The organism is Pseudomonadota bacterium (assembly GCA_010028905.1).
Classification (GTDB): Bacteria; Vulcanimicrobiota; Xenobia; order RGZZ01; family RGZZ01; genus RGZZ01.
Map to the genome: position 1 here is coordinate 1 of RGZZ01000041.1, position 19,233 is coordinate 19,233.

At 66.8% G+C, this 19,233-nt stretch carries 14 protein-coding genes; 5 read left to right on the forward strand and 9 right to left on the reverse strand.

Features of this window, described 5'->3' with window-relative positions; translation table 11 throughout:
* On the forward strand, positions 1–838 hold an 838-nt coding region (locus EB084_05095), incomplete at its 5' end, for a tRNA glutamyl-Q(34) synthetase GluQRS (GenBank protein ID NDD27626.1).
* 192 nt (positions 839–1,030) lie between these two features.
* Positions 1,031–2,266 carry a hypothetical protein gene (locus tag EB084_05100; protein NDD27627.1) on the forward strand — a complete coding sequence of 412 codons (1,236 nt, stop codon included), beginning with the start codon at positions 1,031–1,033 and terminating at the stop codon, positions 2,264–2,266.
* Positions 2,267–2,278: 12 nt separating this feature from the next.
* Here the strand turns inward: EB084_05100 and EB084_05105 are convergent, their stop codons facing one another.
* The 6 genes from EB084_05105 to EB084_05130 form a co-directional block, all read right to left on the reverse strand.
* Positions 2,279–3,124, reverse strand: coding sequence for a M23 family metallopeptidase (locus EB084_05105; protein NDD27628.1), 846 nt, complete (start codon positions 3,122–3,124; stop codon positions 2,279–2,281).
* Entirely contained in the window at positions 3,121–5,739 is a 2,619-nt protein-coding gene (locus EB084_05110) for a hypothetical protein (GenBank protein ID NDD27629.1), read from the reverse strand. The genes EB084_05105 and EB084_05110 overlap by 4 nt, the downstream gene beginning before the upstream one ends.
* Positions 5,739–6,668 carry an SPFH/Band 7/PHB domain protein gene (locus EB084_05115; protein NDD27630.1) on the reverse strand — a complete coding sequence of 310 codons (930 nt, stop codon included), beginning with the start codon at positions 6,666–6,668 and terminating at the stop codon, positions 5,739–5,741. Before EB084_05115 ends, EB084_05110 begins: the two co-directional genes overlap by 1 nt.
* Positions 6,665–7,609, reverse strand: coding sequence for an SPFH domain-containing protein (locus EB084_05120; protein NDD27631.1), 945 nt, complete (start codon positions 7,607–7,609; stop codon positions 6,665–6,667). Before EB084_05120 ends, EB084_05115 begins: the two co-directional genes overlap by 4 nt.
* Before the next feature lie 105 nt (positions 7,610–7,714).
* Positions 7,715–8,521, reverse strand: coding sequence for a hypothetical protein (locus EB084_05125; protein ID NDD27632.1), 807 nt, complete (start codon positions 8,519–8,521; stop codon positions 7,715–7,717).
* Between the two features lie 41 nt (positions 8,522–8,562).
* Positions 8,563–9,375: a hypothetical protein gene (locus tag EB084_05130; protein ID NDD27633.1), complete on the reverse strand. Its 813-nt coding sequence runs from the start codon at positions 9,373–9,375 to the stop codon at positions 8,563–8,565.
* A gap of 142 nt (positions 9,376–9,517) precedes the next feature.
* On the opposite strand from EB084_05130, the gene EB084_05135 reads away from it, so the two are divergent.
* Positions 9,518–11,032, forward strand: coding sequence for an MFS transporter (locus tag EB084_05135; GenBank protein NDD27634.1), 1,515 nt, complete (start codon positions 9,518–9,520; stop codon positions 11,030–11,032).
* Between the two features lie 8 nt (positions 11,033–11,040).
* Here EB084_05135 and EB084_05140 read toward each other — a convergent pair whose 3' ends face one another.
* From EB084_05140 to EB084_05150, 3 genes are all read right to left on the reverse strand, one after another.
* Positions 11,041–13,749 (reverse strand): hypothetical protein, encoded by a 2,709-nt coding sequence (locus EB084_05140; GenBank protein ID NDD27635.1) that lies wholly within the window; start codon positions 13,747–13,749, stop codon positions 11,041–11,043.
* Between the two features lie 83 nt (positions 13,750–13,832).
* Positions 13,833–15,464 carry an ABC transporter ATP-binding protein gene (locus tag EB084_05145; protein NDD27636.1) on the reverse strand — a complete coding sequence of 544 codons (1,632 nt, stop codon included), beginning with the start codon at positions 15,462–15,464 and terminating at the stop codon, positions 13,833–13,835.
* A gap of 143 nt (positions 15,465–15,607) precedes the next feature.
* Positions 15,608–16,246 carry a class I SAM-dependent methyltransferase gene (locus EB084_05150; protein NDD27637.1) on the reverse strand — a complete coding sequence of 213 codons (639 nt, stop codon included), beginning with the start codon at positions 16,244–16,246 and terminating at the stop codon, positions 15,608–15,610.
* A gap of 188 nt (positions 16,247–16,434) precedes the next feature.
* Here EB084_05150 and EB084_05155 point away from each other — a divergent pair, with 188 nt between their 5' ends.
* Both EB084_05155 and EB084_05160 read left to right on the forward strand, forming a co-directional pair.
* Positions 16,435–17,499, forward strand: a complete 1,065-nt coding sequence (locus EB084_05155; GenBank protein ID NDD27638.1) for a hypothetical protein — start codon at positions 16,435–16,437, stop codon at positions 17,497–17,499.
* Positions 17,500–17,621: 122 nt separating this feature from the next.
* On the forward strand, positions 17,622–19,157 hold the full coding sequence (locus EB084_05160; protein ID NDD27639.1) for a hypothetical protein: 1,536 nt from the start codon (positions 17,622–17,624) through the stop codon (positions 19,155–19,157).
* The last annotated feature ends 76 nt before the right edge of the window (positions 19,158–19,233 follow it).

Consider the following 19,233-nt stretch of genomic DNA (forward strand, 5'->3'; position numbering starts at 1 on the left):
GCGCGTCATCATGCGCCTCGAAGACCTCGATCTGGGACGCGTTCGAGAGGGCGCCCACGATGCGGCGCTCGACGACCTCCGCTGGCTGGGCATGGACTGGGATGGCCCCCCGGCGATACAGTCGCGCGACCTCTCACCCTATCGCGAGGCACTCGACAGCCTGGCCCGCCAGGATCTTCTGTTCCGCTGTGATCGATCGCGCGCGGAGATCCGCCTCGCCGCCAGCGCCCCCCATGCGGAAGACGGCGAGACTCGGTACCCGCCGGCGCTGCGCCCACCGCCTCCCTGGCCCCGCACCATAGACACCCTGCAGGCGAACTGGCGCCTGCGGGTCGAGCCTGGTCGCGAAGCGGTGCACGACCAGTTGCTCGGCGACCACGTGTTCGACCCCGGCCTGGAGGCCGGAGACCTCGTGGTCTGGACGCGACAAGGCGTTCCTTCCTATCAGCTCGCCGTGGTGGTGGACGACGCGCGCCATGGAATCACCGACGTGGTGAGAGGCGACGATCTGCTTCCCAGCGCTGCCCGGCAGCAGCGCGTCGCAAGGGCCCTCGGCCTCCCCCACGCGCGCTGGTGGCACGTTCCCCTGGTCTACGACGGTGACGGGAAGCGCCTCGCCAAGCGACACGGCGCGCACAGCCTGGCCCGTCTGCGCGCGGATGGCGTGCCCGCGCAACGCGTGATCGGGTGGTGCGCCCACAGCCTGGGCCTCGTCGACACCCCGGATCCTATCACAGCGGATGCGCTCGTCGGCCTCGCCACGCCAGACGCCGTGCGTGCCGCCATCGCCGCCACGCGCGCATCCCGTGTGGTGTTCGCGCCCGAGATGCTCGACTGAGCTCTCCGACATCTCCCTGACGCCCGCGGCTCGAGCGCCCTCACGATTAAACCGTGCCCCCGCGCAGCCTCACCTGTTCACACCGTCTGACGAAAACGGCAACAAGGTTCACATCATCACCGCTTCCCCGTGCCCCCCGACGGCCTACGATGAAGACACGAAAGCGAAGAACCGGCACGAAGGAAGCAGATCATGCAAGATGCATCCATGCACGGATTCCGTGCGCACGCTCCCATGCCCCAGATGCACCACACCCAGGGCAGCGCTCCTCGTGGCGCCGCCGACGGCGCCTCCAACCCGCTCACCCAGCTCGCACACCTCTTTCACGGCATCTTCGGTGCCGGCAACTTCCAGGGAGGCGGCAGAGGTGCAGGCATGACGATGGCCCCATCGGTGGGGAACTTCGGGCAGGGCAATGGAGCAGGAGCGAGCGCCTCCCCTCCCCCGGCCCCTGACGCTGGCGCGTCACGGGAAGGACAGGGCAGCGCGCGCAGCACGTACAGCAGCGATCGCGGCGCGTACAGCAGCGATCGCGGCGCGTACAGCAGCGATCGCGGCGCGTACAGCAGTGCCCGCAGCACATCCGGCAATGAGCGAAGCACGTTCAGCAGCGAGCACAGAGGCACCGGCGCCACGCGCCCGGCCACGCGCATCTTCGACAACCCGAGCGACGCAGGGCTCTCGACCTATGGGCACAGCGGCGGAATCTGGCTCAACAACCCGAACGGCGACGCGGCGGCGGTGTCGCGCGCGGTGAATGCGGCCGGTGACAAGGCGCCGGTGTTCGTGCAGTACTCGGTTCCGGGACGAGACAACGGCGGTGCGTCTGCGGGCGGCGCGCGCAGCGCGCAGCAGTACCTGCGGGGGGTGGAAGCCAACGCCAAGGCCATCGGAAACCACAATGCCGTTGTGGTTCTCGAACCCGATGCGCTGGCCATGGGCAAGAGCCCCCAGCTCATCAAGCAAGCGCTCGAGACCTACAAGAAGAACGCGCCCAACGCAAAGGTTCTTCTCGACGCCGCCCACTCGCAGTGGATGAAGGGGCCGCAGATGGCGAACCTGCTCAAGTCGGCCGGCATCGACAAGGCCGACGGCTTCAGCAGCAACGTGTCGAACTACCACAGCACCGCCGATGAGAAGGCCTACGGCAATTCCATCCGCCAGGCGCTCGGCCCCGGCTACGCCAACCTCCCCCAATACATCGACACCAGCCGCAACAAGAACGGCGACGGCCTGAACAGCGCGGGGCGCGTCACGTGGGGCGACCCGGTTCGCGCTCGCAACGGTCCCGTGGCCACGGGCCTCCCTCCCGGCACCGCCATCGACGCCAAGACCACGGCGCTCTGGGTGAAGCCCCCTGGGGAGGCCGACGGCCTGCGCTTCCGCGCGGGTCAGTACGTGGGCACGCGGCTCGTGCAGCGGGGCTGAGCGCCCCCCGGTTCACCGAGCCGTGTAGACGCGCCCCTCCACGGGTGTCACGGGGTCATCGCTCTCGGCCACGTCGAAGCGCATCGGAAACGACTCGCTGTCGATCCCGTCGATCGGCCGAAACACCATGAAGTGGAGATGCGGCTCACTGGCATACCCCACGTCGCCCGAGCGCCCGAGAACGTCACCGGCCCGCACGCGGTCCCCCGCGCGCACATTCACCCCGCCCCGTTGGAGATGCACATACTCGGCACAGCTGCCATCGGAGTGGCGCACGATCACCTCGTTGGTGAAGGGGGCCAGCGCGGGGTCCGGCGCGCTACGCGTGTAGCGATCGATGGTGTACACCACCTCGCCGTCACGGGCGGCCCTCACCTCTGTGCCGCGTGGCATCTGGAAATCGACCGCATACCGCTGCGCACCGTGATGGCTGAAGGTGCCATCGAAGCCCTGCAGCACCTTGAACCGCTGGCCGGCGGCAAACGGCAGGCGGTACACAGCCCGCAGATCCGGATGGGCGTCTGCGCTTCCGAGTCGAACGTTCCACAGGTAGTGATAGCGCCACCGTGACCCATCGCGAGGCAGCAGCACCCGGAATGCGGTCGCCGTCGAAGCGCCGGGCAGCACGAAGGTGCGCGGCTGTTCACGATCGGCCTCTACGTTCTCGGCCACGTCGAGTCTCAGCGTGACGGTGACCTCAGCGGTCACCAGATTCTCGACGACGAGCTCGACGTCGCGCCCCACGTGCCGCTCGTGGACGCGCACAAGCGGAGGAGATTCCTCAGCGCCGGCGACCCCCGTCGCCACCACGAGAGCCAGGAGGAGCAGCGCAAGCGCGCGCGTGTACCGACGCGTCACTTCGACTTCGTCTCCGGTGACGCGCCTGGCATCGCGTCGGCGGCGGGAGGCCCCGCGTCGGCGGAAGATGCGCTCGCCTCGGCTTCCAGCGCCGCCTTCTGCGAAGGAAGGGGAAGCGCGGAGATGAGCCCTTCGCGCAACAGGGTGCCATACACCGCGAGATTGAGCGCGGTGCGGGTGGCGCCCCAGTGCTCGGCGCTCGCCACCCAGGCGCGCACCTGCAAGATGAGCGCCTTGTCGGTGAACTTGATGAACAGGCACGCGGGCGCCGGATCGCTGATGATGTTCTCGACCTTGCTGGCCTCACTCACCAGGAGATCCATCACCGCCTGGGCGTCGTACCCGTTGGGAATCTGCACCTCGATCTCGAGACGTCGCTGCTGATCAGCGAACGTGTAGTTCACCACGTTGGCCGACAGCAGGGTGCCGTTGGGAAGGATGATGTCACTTCCATCTGACGCGTGGAGCACGCTCGCCCGGAGCCCGATGTGGGTGAGCACGCCTCGGTTGCTCCCCATCTCGATGACGTCACCGATCTTGACCGGACGCTCGAACAGCAGTATGAGCCCGCTCACCAGGTTGTTCACGATGGTCTGCAGACCGAAGCCGAGACCCACGCCAAAGGCGCTGGCCAGCAGGGTGAAGCGCGTCATGTCGACGCCCAGTGCACCCAGGGCCAGCAAGAAACCCACCAGCACCATCACGTAGTGAAGCACGGTGGAGATGGCGAAGGGCACACCGTTTGGCAAGGAGAGCCGCGGATAGACGTCGTGGTGGAGAAGCGCGAGTATCACCTTCGAGCAGACGAACGCAGCCGTGAGCGTGAGCACGAAGAGCACGATGGTGATGGGGGTGATGCCCGTCCACCAGAGATCGGTCTGCGCCCAGCGTCGAAGCGCGCCCTCAACTGCCCCCTCGAGCGGCGTCTGGAGCACCAGCTGGCGCAGCCAGAGCAACAGGGCCATCACCCCGAACAGGTAGTGCGTTCCCTTGATCAGGCTCTTTCGATGGTGCACCACCGCGCCCAGACGCACCAGCGGCGGCACCATCGTCACGTAGAGCACAAGCGTATCGAGAAGAACGAGCGCCACGCTGAAGAGAAATCCGAGGTAGACAGGCGCGATGGCAAGATTCATGAGATAGCGGCTCAGATTTGTGAGCCCCGTGACATTGGCAGCCGTGGCACAGGACACCCCCAGCAGCAAGTACCACGTCATCGTGCGCAGGAAGCGAACCGCCGATGGCTGCGTGGGCTTGACGGCTTCGAGCCGACCAGAGCGGAGCAGCCAGATGGCAAAGCAGATGAGCATCAGCTGCTCGATGGTGAGCACAAAGCGAAACGCGCCCATCGCCGACAGCGTGAGGTTTCGCATCACGTCAAAGGTGCTCGAGCCGATCAGCAGGTACAGCGCCACGTGCAAGCGCGTGTCGAGAACGGGCCGAACAACGACGATGGCGCTCACGAGGCCCATGACCATGAACAGGAACGAGAAGAGGCGTGGAGGCGCCGGGTAGAGCGCTGCCACGGCGAGCAGCGACATGATGACCGCGGTGGCAAGCGGATTGCGAACCGCGGCCAGCGTCGTGCTCCCGCTGACGTCCTCGCGATCGAAAGCGCGCTGTGCGAAGCGTGTGAGCAGGAAGAGAAACAGGATCACGACCGCGTGCCCGAAGAGCGACTGACGGTGGGTGATTGCGTAGGTCACAATGAGGTCGACGCGTGAGGCCATCGCCAGCCAGACCTGGTTCAGCCCTCCCTCCACCGAGAATGCACCCGAGCCCCAGATGGGCATGGTGTCACGAACCAGCAGGCGCTTTGCCGCTTGTCGGCTGTTGCTGAGAAGGCGGCTGCTGAGATCTTCGTAGAGAGAGTCGGTCTCAGAGAGCTGGTTCTGCATCGACAGGGTATGACGCATCCACTTCTCCGCCTGCTCCTGGGTGTTCGAGATGAGCAGGCAGACCGACCGCACGTTGTCGAGAACGTCGGAAGGTGCCGAACCGTCGAGCATCGAGCGCAAGGTGACCTGCCAGAGCACCGCCATCTGAGACAGCTTCTGCTTGTCCGCGTCAAGCAGCGTGAGTCGAGCCGTGAGCGCGCGCTGCCAGACCTCGAGATTGGCGCACATCGAACGCAGATCGACGATCAGCACCTGAACGGTGTCAAATGAGGGATCGCGACGCGTGGTCTCTTCGACGTGCCCGTGGAACAGACGGATGTTCTCGCGCAGGAGCCGAAGCTCGCTCTCGATGCCATTGAGCTCGGTGTCCTCGCCGAGCTCGACACGCATCTTCTCGAGCGTCGACCGCGTGGATTCTGCCTTCTCGACAACGATGGAGATGGGAATGGGCGTGGGCCCCGTGGCAGGAACGACAGGCGCTGAAGAGGGCGCGGCCCCAGGCCCGCCGGAAGGCGCGGCAGACGGCACAGCGGCGGGCTTGCCGAAGGTTGTGGAAAAGTGAAGGGGGGACGGCGTGCCGGCAGCCTTCGCGCTGGAGCCAGCCGAGGATGACGCGGCGGGCTCGGGCGACTGGGCCCCAGCCTCGCCGCAGCGCAGCGCGCAGACGGCCGCGATGAAGACGATGACCGATACGAGACGAAGGAAACGACGAATCATCAAGGCCTCTTCGGGGGAATCGGGCCGCCTCCCGGACGGTCGTTCGACGTGCTGGCGGCAAGGTAGCCCACGAACGGATCGGTGCGCCCCCCTTTCGGGATGAGCAGGAGCGAGGCGTTGCTGGCCAGCAGGCGCTGGATCTCGAGGATGTCGAACAGCGCGTCGGCCACCTGCGGGTCGCGCTGAGAGATCTCCTGCAAGGCCGCGCCCACGATCTGGGGACGAATGGCCGCTGCCCGGCCGAACTCCACCGACGCTTCGCGCTCCGCCGTGCTGGTGATGAGACTGACCTGGTTGGCGCCGTCCTGGCTGATGGAGCTCGTCACCTGGCGCAGCCGATTGGTGACCTTCTCCTCGATCTGGCGAATCATCACCTTGTCGCGAAAGTGCACCTTTCGCACGTAGACCGAGCCGAGCAGATACCCCCACTCGTGCGAGTGCGGCGAGACCTCGGCGCGCACCGTGCGGCTCATGGCGTGGCGGTTCTCGAGCATGTCAGACAGCTTCATGTTCGACAGGCACCGCACCGTGGCGCTGCTGACGTTGGCCGCAAGCGAGCCGCGGGGATTCACGTTCTTGAAGAGGTAGGCCAGCGGATCGCTGATGTACATCTCGTACCACACGCCGATGCCCATGGGGGCGCCTTCCTCGGAGTTCACCGGCTGGCTGCGCAGGTACTCCTGGTCGAGGCGCATGTCCACAACGTGACGGCGTCCCATGAGGCCGACCAGCAATGCCCGAGGGCCCAGCTCGAGAAACGGGATGTGCGCGCCCGGCTCGTCGATGATTCCGATGATCTGACCGGAGAACGTGTAGACCACGGCCTCACGCTCGTGCACCACGACGAACAGCCCCATCCACGCGAGCAGCCCGGCAAGGACAGGCTCGAGAATGAACAGCGCGATGAGGGTGAAGATGAATTCGTTCATGACTCCACCTCCAGAACCACGCGGCCGGCTTTTTCGATGAGGCCCAGGCGGAGGTTGCGCACGTAGTTGGGCACCGCGTTCGGCCCGCTCTGCTGGAGCCCTTCGAGCTGGTCGGCCATGGCGCGCAGAGGCTCGACCTCGGCCTGCGCTTTCAGGGTCTCGATCTCGACCGCGCGTCTCGACTGCACGATCTTCTGATCGGCCGCGGCCCGCGCCAGACTGATCTCCGACGAGACCTGGTTGTGCGCCGTGTTGATGGCCGCAAGCGCCGACTCCACATCATCCGGAGGGTCGATGCCGGTCACCAGGGCGGCGTTCAGCTTGATGCCGTAGCGCGCCTCGGACACGCTGGTCTCATGCTCCATGTGCTCGTTGAGGAGACGGAGGTTCTTGCGCAGATCGTTGATGGAGATGGCGCCGATGTTGTCATCGTCAGCCTGGGGCGACTCGAAGTTGGCAATGCGCTCACGCAGCACGGCGTGGATGTAGCCCATGATGTGGGCCCGCGGGTTCTTGATGCCGAAGAGAAACGCGTAGAGGTTGCTCTCTGAGACGGTGAAGCGTATCTGCCCCGACAGCTCGGTGTTCAGCTGGTCCTTGGTCACGGCCTCGAGAATCTGCCCGCCGCGGTTGGCCGATGGGTTCTCCGGGTCATACCCGAGGCTCACCGTCTCGGTGGCCACCGAGGCCTTGTAGACGCTCTCCCAGGGCCAGCGGAAGTACGGCCCACCCGGCGGGATCACCCGCACGCGCGGGTAGGCGTAGCGCTCCGCCTCGTCTGGCGAGAGAGCGGGATCCGGCGGGCTGCCCCTTTCCTCGAGGCGTTCGGCGCGCCCCCACACCGTCTTGACCGCGCGCTCGTTCTGCTCCACCGAGTAGAACCCGTTGAGCAGGCAGCGCACGACAAACCAGGCCAGGAACCCCAGTATCACTCCCGTCATGCAAACCGTCCTCCAGTTGTTTTGAACGCGCCAGCGCGCCAGGCTCGTGACAGTGGCCTGAAACGAGATTGCAGCCCACGCCGCGCGAGAAGATGGCGTTCGAACTCATTCCTTCGGCGTGATCTTGAAGCTGTTGAAGAACTTCCAGGCGCGCGTCGGAATCGACTTCTCGTGCGTGATGGCATAGGCTGAGTACACCGTCGTATGGTTCACGAAGTAACGTCCCCGATGAAGGCGGCCTTCAGGCAGAGTCAGCTCGTAATCACACGCCGCGAACTTGAACCCTTCGAGTTTGCGCATCCAGTTGGTCTTTCCATTCAGGGCCTTCGCCATGTTTGCGATGGACTCATCGAACGAGAGCTCAGACCAGTGAGATCCGTCGGTCAGCTTGCGAAAGTCAGTGGCGTGATACACGTCAACCATGTAGACCGTACCATCCGACAGGTCCTTGCAGACCCAGGTCTGAGAGAGGTAGGAATTGCCCGCGTCGTTTGTTCCCTTTTTTGATTCTGGTCCTTGCAGCGGAGCGGGAACACTCACTGAGAACTCTTCAGCCGTGAAGGTCTTCCACGACTCTGACCCATCGACCGGCATCTCGGCGTGACGCACGAAACGCAGCACATCACCAACCCTCGGCGTCCCCTTGAGGGTGCCCTTGGGAAGCAGGGTGCAAGAGCCCTTGCCCACCTTCACCACCATGGCCTCGCCGATGGGCTTCCCCTTCTGAACGATGGTGAAGATGTCACGAGACTCGACTGCGGCTTCTGGACCAAACGCGCCTCGAATCGTCGCCTCAGACGACGCATAGGCCGCCACGCTGCCCTCGGGATCAGCACCCTGCTGCTGCGCCCAGGCCCCCCCCACAAGTCCCAGACAGAGCATCAAGACCAGCACGCTCGAACGAACCCACATGAAAACGTTCTCCCCTCTGAAATCGACCGTTGACGAAGAGGTCACCGCTCATCGCACAACCGCCCACGCGACGCCTGGGTCGGAGGCGCCTTGAGCGGTCTGCCTGCGGTGCTGTAGAGTCGAAACGACTCGAAGAAGCGCGTGGCGGGGCGTCGGGGAACCTCGCGATACTCGGAGATCACGTACAGCTGATACCAACGTCGATCGGTGACGAAGATGCGAATACGTCCCCAGAGGTCGGTCAGCGTCACATCGCCCTCCACACCTTGCATCCCCTGAAAGACCAGGGGGCGTGAACCCGCCACACGATATTCGCGCTTCTTCAGCTCCTGACGCACTGCGTCACTGTTCTGCCGAGCCACGTCGCTCTCCAGGAAGCCGACCGGAATCTCGAACCACAAGACCTTGAAGGTGAGGCGGTGCGTTACGTCGGTGAAGCTCTCGATGTTCTCGGTGATGGTGAAAGGTCCACGCTTCTCGACATATCGGAAGCTCTCATGATGACGCGGGGCTGTGATGGTGAATCCGGCATCCGGATGGCTCCAGGCAATCCAGTCAGAAGCGCCCGCCGCAGGGGTCGCAGACCGTTCGACCACAAGGCGGTCACCCAGCCTGGGCGAGCCGAGAAAGCCCTCGCTGGGACCACCGCTGACACGGGTCGCGGTCACCGCGCGAACGACCACCTCACCGATGGCCTCACCGTCACGCTCGAGCGTGAACCTGTCACCCACTGCCGGCGTGCGCCCGCTGAAGCGGACGTCAAACGTACGATCGAGGTTTACACGAACCACGGTTCCGACCAGCGCATCGACACCCCAGGCGGGTGAGAGGGCCAGGAGCAGCAAGAGCAGCAATCCACCAGCGCAAAAAACGCGGAAAGACCCTGTTCCAATGTGGCGCATGACCCGCCGGATTCGACAGAAGGTCGGCTTTCCCTAGCCTTCGCACAATCGTAATCGCAGGTTCCTGCGACCCGCTCTAGAATCCCCTCCCCCCATGCGAACCTCATGGAGAAGCGCCGGAGACGTGAGCGCGTCTCTCGGCCTCACGTTCGACAACGTCGCCCAGCTCATCGTCTTCAGCGGCATCCTCATCAACGTGTTCGGCTATCCGGCCGATCTCGTGCTCACCCGCATGCTGCCCGGCACCGCATTCGGGGTGCTCGTGGGCGACGCGATCTACACCCTCATGGCCGTGCGCCTGGCGCGCCGCACGGGTCGCGACGATGTCACCGCCATGCCGCTGGGCATCGACACCGTGTCGCTGTTCGGGCTCACCTTCGGCGCGCTGGGCCCCGTGTACGCGCGCACCCACGACGCCATGCTCTCGTGGCACGCAGGCATGGCGCTCATGGTTTGCATGGGGCTCTTCAAGCTTGCCGTTTCGATGTTCGCGACACGCATCCGCGACATCGTACCGCCCGCGGCCATGCTGGGCACCCTCGGCGCCATCGGCCTCGTGCTCATCGCGTTCGTGCCGGTGCTCAAGCTCGTGACCGTGCCCGAAGTGGGCATCGTCGCGCTGTTCGCCACGCTGCTCGTGCTGCTGCGCCCACCCGCCTGGCGGGTTCCACCCGTTCTGGTCGTGGTGGCGGCGAGCGCCACGCTGTACGCCTGCGTGACAGCCGTGGGGCTCATCGGGCCGGCCACGACCGAAGGCGCGACAGGCTTCGCCCTCACCCTGCCCCTCCCCACCCTCGGATTCTTGAACGGCTTGAGTGCTGCGCTCCCCTACCTGCCCCTGGCCCTGCCCTTCGCCCTGGCCACCGTGGTGGGCGGCATCGACAACACCGCGTCCGCCGCGGCCGCGGGCGATGACTACGATCCGCGAGAGATCGTGGCCGTCGAGGGCGTCTCCACGTTGATCGCCGGACTCGTGGGCGGCGTGGTGCAGACCACCCCCTACATCGGGCATCCCGCCTACAAGCGCATGGGCGCGCGGGCCGGCTACACCCTGGCCACGGGCCTCTTCGTGGGGGTGGGCGGCATGTGCGGGCTGCTGGCGTGGACCGTGCACACCGTGCCCGAGGTCGTGGTGACCCCCATCTTGATCTACATCGGCCTCGAGATCGCGTCGCAGGCGTTCCACGGCGTGCCCACCCGCCACGCCCCCGCGGTGGCGCTCTGCTTCATTCCCGTGCTGGCTGATCTGCTGCAGATCGTGGGCGGCCAGCTGCTGGGCGGCGCCACGCCGCAGGGACCGGCGGCCGACCTGTGGAAGGCCGTGGGCCTGCTGTCGAACGGCTTCGTGTTCTCATCGCTGCTGCTGGGCGCGACCCTGTCGCTGCTCATCGATGCGCGCCCCCGCGCCGCGGCCGGCGTGCTCGGGCTGGCTGCCGTGGCCGCGCTCTTCGGGCTCATACACTCTCCCCTGCCCGGCGGCGCCCTGCTGCTGCCCTGGGCAGGTACAGACACCACGCCCTATACCTTCGCGGCGGGGTATGCCCTGGCCGCCCTCGTCGTGCTCCTCATCGGAGCACGTGAGACGCAAACCGACAACGGCGCAGGCTGAGGCGCCCGCTACGACGCCTGCTCCGCCCCCTGCTCGAGCATGGCCTGCAGCGCGCGGTAGTCGGTCTTGCCGCTGCCCAGCAGGGGAACAGCCTCGATGCGCTCGACCCGGCGGATGTTGTGCAGGGCCGAGAGACCCGCCTCGCGCAGCGCGCCGTTCGCCTTCTCACGATCGATGTCGCCCACCGTGTAGAGCACAAGCTCAGGGCGCTCACCCGCGGTGGCCACCACCGCCAGCGGAGGACCGTCATTCCCCGAAACAGGGAACGCCTTCAGCAGCACCGACTCGACCGCGGGCAGCGAGATCATCTCGCCCCCGAGCTTGACGAAGCGCTTTAGCCTTCCGCGAAAGGTGAAGATCCCATCGGCGGCCCGCGTCACCAGGTCGCCGGTGCGATACCAGCGCCGCCCCGCGTGCTCGACGAACGGATCCGGCGCTTCGCCGAGATAGCCGTTGAAGACAGTGGGACCCGCGAGCATGAGCATGCCCTGCTGCTCGTCGCCCACAGGCGCGTGGGTCTCGACATCGAGCACCACGTGCTCGAGGCTCTTCAAGAGCCGCCCGATGGTGTTGGGCCGCGGATCTTCGGGGATGTTGAGCGCCACCACCGGCGAGCACTCGGTGATGCCGTACCCCTCGAGGATGCGCGCCCCCGGGCACTGCTCAGCCACCAGGTCGTACAGGCGCGGCGGACACTCCTCGGCCCCGGTCACCGCCAGGCGCAGCGACGACGCCTGTTGCTTATTGGCTGCCCGCAGCATGCCGTTGAGGAAGGTGGGCGTGGCCAGCGCCAGGGTGGCTTTGTAGGCCCCCAGGGTCTGGGCGAGCACCGGCCCCTCGGTGGGGTTGGCATGGAACACGGCCGGCAGGCCTGCGGCCAGCGACAGCACCATGTTGCCGGACAGGCCGAACGAGTGGAACGGCGGCAGCATGGCCAGCAGGCGGTCGCGTCCCGACACCGCCGATTCGACCATGGCCAGCACGTCGTGGAGCTGGCTGAGAATGTTCGCGTGGGTGAGGGGCACCGCCTTGGGCAGGCTCTCTGAACCGCTGGTGAACAAAATGGCGGCGGTCTCGGTCACCTTGGCGCTGCGCAGGCTGCGCCACGACAGACGGCTCTGCAGCGCCGCCTTCAGCTTGTCGAGCTTGCCCAGGGCCGCGCCCATGTCCTCGAGATAGACGAACCGCTCCTCGACCCCCGTGAGGTCGAGGCCCTGCTGCTTGAGCTTCGTGACCAGGGGCTTCACCGTGATGATGCGCTCGGTGCCTGTGAGCGCAATGCCGTGCAGCAGGTTTCGTCGCCCCACGGTCCAGTTGAACATGACGGGGGTGCGACCGGCGAAGAGCACCGTGAGGTACGACAGGCAGGCCGCCACGGTGGCGGGCAGCATGATGCCCACGCGCTCGCCGGACATGGCCTGCACCGCGGGCCGCAAGGCGAGCACGCCGGTGATGAGATCGTTCCAGGTCTTCACCCCGCTGACGGTATCGGCCACGATGGCGCTGCCCGGTGCCCGGGCCGCCTGGGCAAGAAAGGCCTCGGCGATGTTCTTCGCGCCCGGCGCCACCGAAAGCTTGCGGTCGCTCTCGGCCTTGAACCAGTGCGCCGGCGGGGGATGCACCCACACCTCGGCGCGGGCCATGGCCTCGCCGGTGGCGGCAAGAAGCACGTCGGCCACCGTGCGCAGCGAGTCGGTGTTGCCCTGGGGAAAGCCGAACTCGGACTCGAGCCACACCATGAGGTCGGCCCGCACCAGGCTGTCGAGCCCCAGGGTCTGGGCCAGCAGATCGTCTTCGTGCAAGGTCTTGGCGCCGCTCAGCTCCTTGAGCTTGCCCTCGACCAGCTGGCGCGTCGCGAAGGGCACCGTGTCGGCGCTGACGCGGCCGCCGCCCCAGTCCGGATCGGCCATCTCGCGCACGCCGCCGCGCTCCCAGATGGTGTAGGGCACGTAGGTGGCCGCCGGCGCGTCGACATTGTACCACGCCTCGAGCCAGGGGTTGATGACGGTGCGATCGGCCACGCGCGGGAAGTCGGTGGGCTCTTCGAAGGTGATGTCGACCCGCCGCTTGGGAGCGAAGAAGATGCCGCTCGAGAGCAGTTGGCCCACGCTGCGCTTTGCAATGGCCGCGATGTCCGGGTCGCGACCGCAGTGCAGCGAGAAGCTCGACCCCCACAGGCCGCGGGTGCGCACCAGCACGACGCGCACATCCGGGAGCTCGCGCAGGATGGTCTCGACCGCGCTGGTGCCCCGCACCACCTCATTGCGGCTGCGCAGGGTGCCGCCGGCGGGATACAGGATGACGTTGTCGCCCGCGCGCAGCGCCTCGACGCTCTGGGCCAGCACCTCTTCGATCTTGGACGCGGCGTCCTTGCCGTAGCGCGCCACGGTGGGGATGCGGAAGGTGCGCACCTGCTGGGCGAACCAGCGGATGCCCGGGAGATCGACGGCGTCGGCGTCGGCGAAGGGGCGAGGATTGAAATCGGCCATCAGCGACGTGGTCACGATCACCGGATCGATGAGCGCCGGATGGGTGGGCAGGAACAGGATGCCCTTCGTGCCCCGGGCCTTGATGGCGTCGAGATGGTGAAGGTGGATGTCGTAGCGCAGGCTCAGCAGCCCGAGCAAGGTAGAGCGAATCGCGTTCAGCATGCCTGAGAGATTGGCGGTGGGGCCCGCTGAATCCCGCTCAGCGCGCCCGCGCGCCGAACGCCACACGGACAGGGCGAGCGCCTGCGGGCGGCTTCAGCGCGCCCGCGCGTCGAACGCCACACGGACAAGGCGAGCGCCTGCGGGCGGCTTCAGCGCGCCCGCGCGTCGCCCTGTTCAGAAGTAACGAACTCGGCGTATGAGCCCTCGAAGGCGCGCAGGCCACCGTCGCCGATCTTGAAGACGCGGTTCGAGACCTGCTTGAGGAAGTGGCGATCGTGGCTCACCAGCAGAATGGTGCCCTCGAACTCGCAGAGGGCGTCGAGCAGCACCTCGCGCGAGCCCATGTCGAGGTGGTTCGTGGGTTCGTCGAGCACCAGCAGGTTCACCGGGCTCGAGAGGATCATGGCCAGCACCACGCGGCTCTTCTCGCCGCCGGAGAGCACCGAGATCTTCTTGTGCACGTCGTCGCCGCTGAACAGGAAGCACCCCAGCAGCGCGCGCACCTGGCCCACGGTGGCGGAGGGCATGGCCTCGTATACCTGCTCGAAGACCGTCTTGCTCGGATCGAGGCGATCGAGGGCGTTCTGGCTGAAGTAGCCCATGTTCACGCTCGACCCCAGCGCCGCGCTGCCATCGGTGGGCTCGGTGGCCTGGGCGATCATCTTGAGCAGCGTCGACTTGCCCGCGCCGTTCACCCCCACCACCGCCACCTTGTCGAGGCGCTTCACCATGGCGTTCACGTCGCTGAGCACGCGCTTGTCGGAGCCGTCGGGGCGCGGCCACACCTTGCCAACGCCATTGAGCTTCACCACGTCTTCACCGCTTCGGGGAGGCTTGGGGAACTCGAAGCGCACGGTGCGCTGCTCTTCCGGAAGCTCGATGCGCTCGATCTTCTCGAGCTTCTTCACCCGCGACTGCACCTGCGACGCGTGCGACGCGCGAGCGGCGAAGCGGGCGATGAAGTTCTCCTCCTTGGCGAGCATGTCTTGCTGGCGCTTGTGCGCAGAGGCCTGCTGCTCGTTGCGGATGTTGCGCTCGCGCTCGTAGAAGTCGTAGTTGCCACCGAAGGTGGTGATGGTGGCGTAGTTCACCTCGATGATCTTGGTCACCACGCGGTTCATGAACTCGCGGTCGTGGCTTGTGAGGATGAGGGTGCCCTCGTAGCGGCGCACCCAGTCCTCGAGCCAGATGATAGACTCGAGATCGAGGTGGTTGGTGGGCTCGTCCATGAGCAGCACGTCCGGGTTCTGCACCAATATGCGCGCCATGGCGATGCGCATCTTCCACCCGCCGCTGAAGGTCTCGACGGCGTGGTTCTGATCTTCTTTCGGAATGCCCAGCCCCGTCAGGATGGCCTCGGCCTGGGTCTCGACCTCGTAACCTCCCGCCGTCTCGAAGTCATGGCGCACGTCGCCGTAGCGGTCGAGCACGCGCTGCATCTCGTCGTCGTCGAGCGGCTCGGAGAGCTTCGCCTCGAGCTCGGCGATCTCGGCCGCCAGGCGGCTGATGGGACCGGCCCCGTCGAGCACCTCTTGCAGCGCCGAGCGACCGCTCATCTCGCCCACATCCTGCGAGAAGTACCCGATGCGGATCTTCGTCGGCACCGACACGTGCCCGTCTTCGATGCCCTCCTGACCCGTGATGATGCGAAACACCGTCGACTTGCCGGCGCCGTTCGGCCCGACGAGACCGATCTTCTCCCCCGGGTTGGCCTGGAACGAGGCGCCGGCATACAGCGCGCGTCCGCCGAACGACTTGGTGACGTTGGAGAAGTGGATCATGACAGGCCTCCGTGGGGAAGTGTGAAGGGCGCGCGAATGACGCGCTGCGTCTGGATGGACGGCCTCATGTTAGGGCTGTCCCCCCAAAATCCTCCGCGCGAAGCGCGGAGGCACCTTGAAGCTACGCTCAGGGCGCGCGGGCGTCAGCGCACGCGATAGGTCAGCACGTGATATGGCTTTGACTGCAGCCGTCGGAAGCCCTCGAGGTCAGCGCTCTCGTGCTCCTTACCCCAGCGCCCCTCTTGCTCGAGCGCGCGCGCCATGGGTGCATATCCCAGCTCCTCGGCCAGGTCGGGCCGCAGCGTGAACACCACAACGCCCCCCGGACGAACCACCCGCACCCACTCGCGCATGCAATCCGGCGCGGCGTGCGCCTGGGTCAGCACCCCGACCGAGACGAGCCCCTCGAACTGGTCGTCGCCGAACGGTAGCAGCGCATCGGCCCGCACCTGATGGAGCGATGCGTACACCCCGCGAGCCTCCGCGCGGGCCAACATCTCGCGTGACAGGTCGGCGGCGGACACGCGGGTGAATCCCCGCGCGTGCAGCGACTGGCCCACGAGTCCGGTGCCGGCGCCGAAGTCGAGCACCGGCGCCGCGATCGAGACGCGCTCGGCAAGAACCTTCGCCGCCTCCTCCGGACCGCCCCAGCCCAGATCCTCGGTCATGTCGTGGTCATAGGTGGCGGCCCAGACGTCGTAGGCCCGCTCGAGCTCTCCTGGAGAGACCGCGCTGTACACGCGCCCCAGGTTCTCTTGCAGCAGATCGTTGGTGGGTTGCATGGGTCGAGAGTTTACCGATGCGGCAAGCGCCCCCTGCAAGAGCCCGTGGCGCTCGGCTCTGCGGCCTCTGAGAGGCGACCGGTCGGAACAGTCGGAGCGATGTTAACATCACAGCGCAGACCTCGGGACGTCGGTGCAGGTAAGATGCGCCTCGACAGCCGTCACACCTCACCAGGAGCATCCCCCCGATGAACGCTTCCCTCGCCCTCCCCTCGCGCCTGCAGCGCACTCCCATGCCCGCGGCGGCGATCCCCCCCGCCGCCGCTTCCGACGCCACACACGACGCCGCGGCAACCACCGCCGCGCCGGTGGCTGTCCAGATCGACACCCTCGACGCGCCGCAGGTCTGGAAGGAGGGCTTCACGGGCAAAGGCATCGGCATCGCCATCCTCGACACGGGGGCGGGGCCGCACCCGGATTTCCGCAGCCGCCTCGTCGCCTTCAAGGACTTCGTTCACGCCGGCAGCACGCCGCCCGATGACGCAGACCCCGCCCACGCCTACGACGATGAAGGCCATGGCACGGCCGTGGCGACGGTCGCCGCGGGCGACGGCACCGCGGGACAGGCCATCGGATCGGCGCCCGGCGCCAACGTGATCAGCCTGAAGGCCGTGGGGTCTGACGGCATGGCCTGGGCCGCGAACGTGGTCAAGGCCATCGACTGGGCCGTAGAGAACAAGGCGCGATACAACATCCGCGTCCTGAACATGTCGTTCTTCCTCGATGACCCCAACGTGGCCGCGCACCAGCCCGTGCTCCAGGCCCTCGAGCGGGCCGCGGATGCGGGCATCATCCCCGTGGCCGCGGCGTCGAACGACGGCCCGAGACCCAGGTCGCTGCACACCATCGCGTCCTACCCCCACGTGGTGACGGTGGCCGCCTTCGATGCCCGGGGCACGCGCAAGCGTGACGATGACCGCATCGCCTCCTTCTCGAGCCGCGGCCCCGGCGATCACGGCGAGCTCAAGCCCGACGTCGCCACCCCGGGGGCCAACGTGGTGGTGGGAACCGTGCGCGGCGGGTACACGCGCTCCAACGGGACATCGTTCGCCTCCCCCATCGCCGCAGGGGTCATCGCCACCTGGCTCGAGGCGAACCCGTCGCTCAACGTGACCCAGGTGCAGCAGATCGTCGCCGAGACCTCGCACCCCCTGAGCAGCTACGACCACTTCGCCCAGGGCTACGGCGAGATGGATGCACTCGCTGGCCTCCACAAGGCCATCTCGATGCGCGAGCCACAGCCCACGGCCTGAGACGTCTGGTACTCCCCCGGTACTCGATTGTCACGTGATACCCCCGTATGCTGGTGGCACGGCGCCCGCGCTGACGAGAGAAAGCGCCACGGCACCGCACACCAGAGCCGGAGGAGCCGCCCGTGAACATCCAGCTGTCCGCACCCGCCACCGCCCGTTTTCTCGAAACCACGTCGAGCGCTGCCAGCAGCGCTGGGCCATCGACCCCCCTGTCCTCCGATCCCACGACGGGCCTGCACCTGGGAGGCTCCGAGATCACCGCCATGTGGCCGTGGGATCCCGCCCCGAAGGGCGACGTGGCATTCAGCTTCCAGATGCAGGATCAGTACGTGATGCCGCCGTCGACCACGATCGTTCACGGCGTGAAGGGCGGCGTGTTCACAGACCAGGTCGAGCTGAGAGACCACAAGCCGAAGCCCGTGAACGGCGCATACGTCTACGGGCCCGCGTCCATCGAGCTTCCGGCGACCCAGGCCTTCGCCACGGCCGCCAAGACCGTGGAGACGTTCGCGGGCGCATTCGGCACGAAGATCCCCTGGGCGTTCGGCGGCGCGAGACTCGGCATCCACCCGGACCAGGGTGACGATCTCAACGCGTACTACGCGCGAGACGACGCGAGCCTGAACTTCTTCCACGCCACGGACAAGGTGACCAACCGGCTCTTGTTCTCGGCCGGATCCGGCGAGGTCGTGGCCCACGAGGTGGGGCACGCCATCCTCGACGCCATGCGCCCCGACTACTTCAGCGCGTGGTCATCAGACGCAGGCGCCTTCCACGAATCGTTCGGCGACGTCACCGCCATCATCATGAGCCTGCTCGACGCGCGATCGCGCGCCAAGGCCATCGAGCAGACCGGGGGCGACCTCACGAAGCCCAACGTGATCGCGAACGTGGGAGAGGAACTCGGCGTGGCCATCAACCATGCCACGGGGCGAAACGCCACCGGCGGCGACTACACACGCACGGCACTGAACGCGCTGACGTGGCAGAACCCATCGACGCTGCCCTCGAACCCGAAAGACCCCAGCCAGCTGGGCAGCGAGTTCCACAACTTCTCGCGTCTGTTCACGGGAGCGGTGTATGACGTGATGGCGGGCATCAACGCACGCCACCAGCACGAGGGGATGTCGGCCGACGCCGCCCTCGAGCGAACAGGCCAGGACGTGCTGGCGCTGTATGCCTCGCTGATGAAGACCGCCCCCACCGGCGACTTCACGTTCAAAGACATGGCCGCCGCGCTGGTGGCCGCCGACCGCCGCTACCACGAAGGCACGAACACGAGTCTCATCGCGTCTGTGTTCAAAGCGCGAAAGATCCTCCCCGAAGACTTCGACCCGACGAAGGTCACCCTCGAGACCGCCTCGAGACCGGTCGCCGCCATCGAGACCGTGCTCCGGGGAGCCGACCTGGGACGCTTCGAAGGCGCGCGCGTCTCGACCCCGCTGTCGGGCTCGGCGCTGGTGCGGTCCGGCGAAGCAGAGCAGAAGCTCGAGTCCGATGTCAAGCGACTCATCGCGCAGGGGCGCATCCTCTACACGACACCCGATCAGATCGTGCGACCACGCGACCTGTTTGACGGGCAGGGGCGCCCCTACGTCGGCGTCGTGCGATGGCTCGACGGCCAGATGACCATCGAGCGCGTCAAGATCGCCAGCTGACCGCGTTGCGAGAGAGGCCCCCGCCGGAAAGACGCACGTGCGGCGTCGGACGTCGGGGGCCTCTCTCGCAACGCGG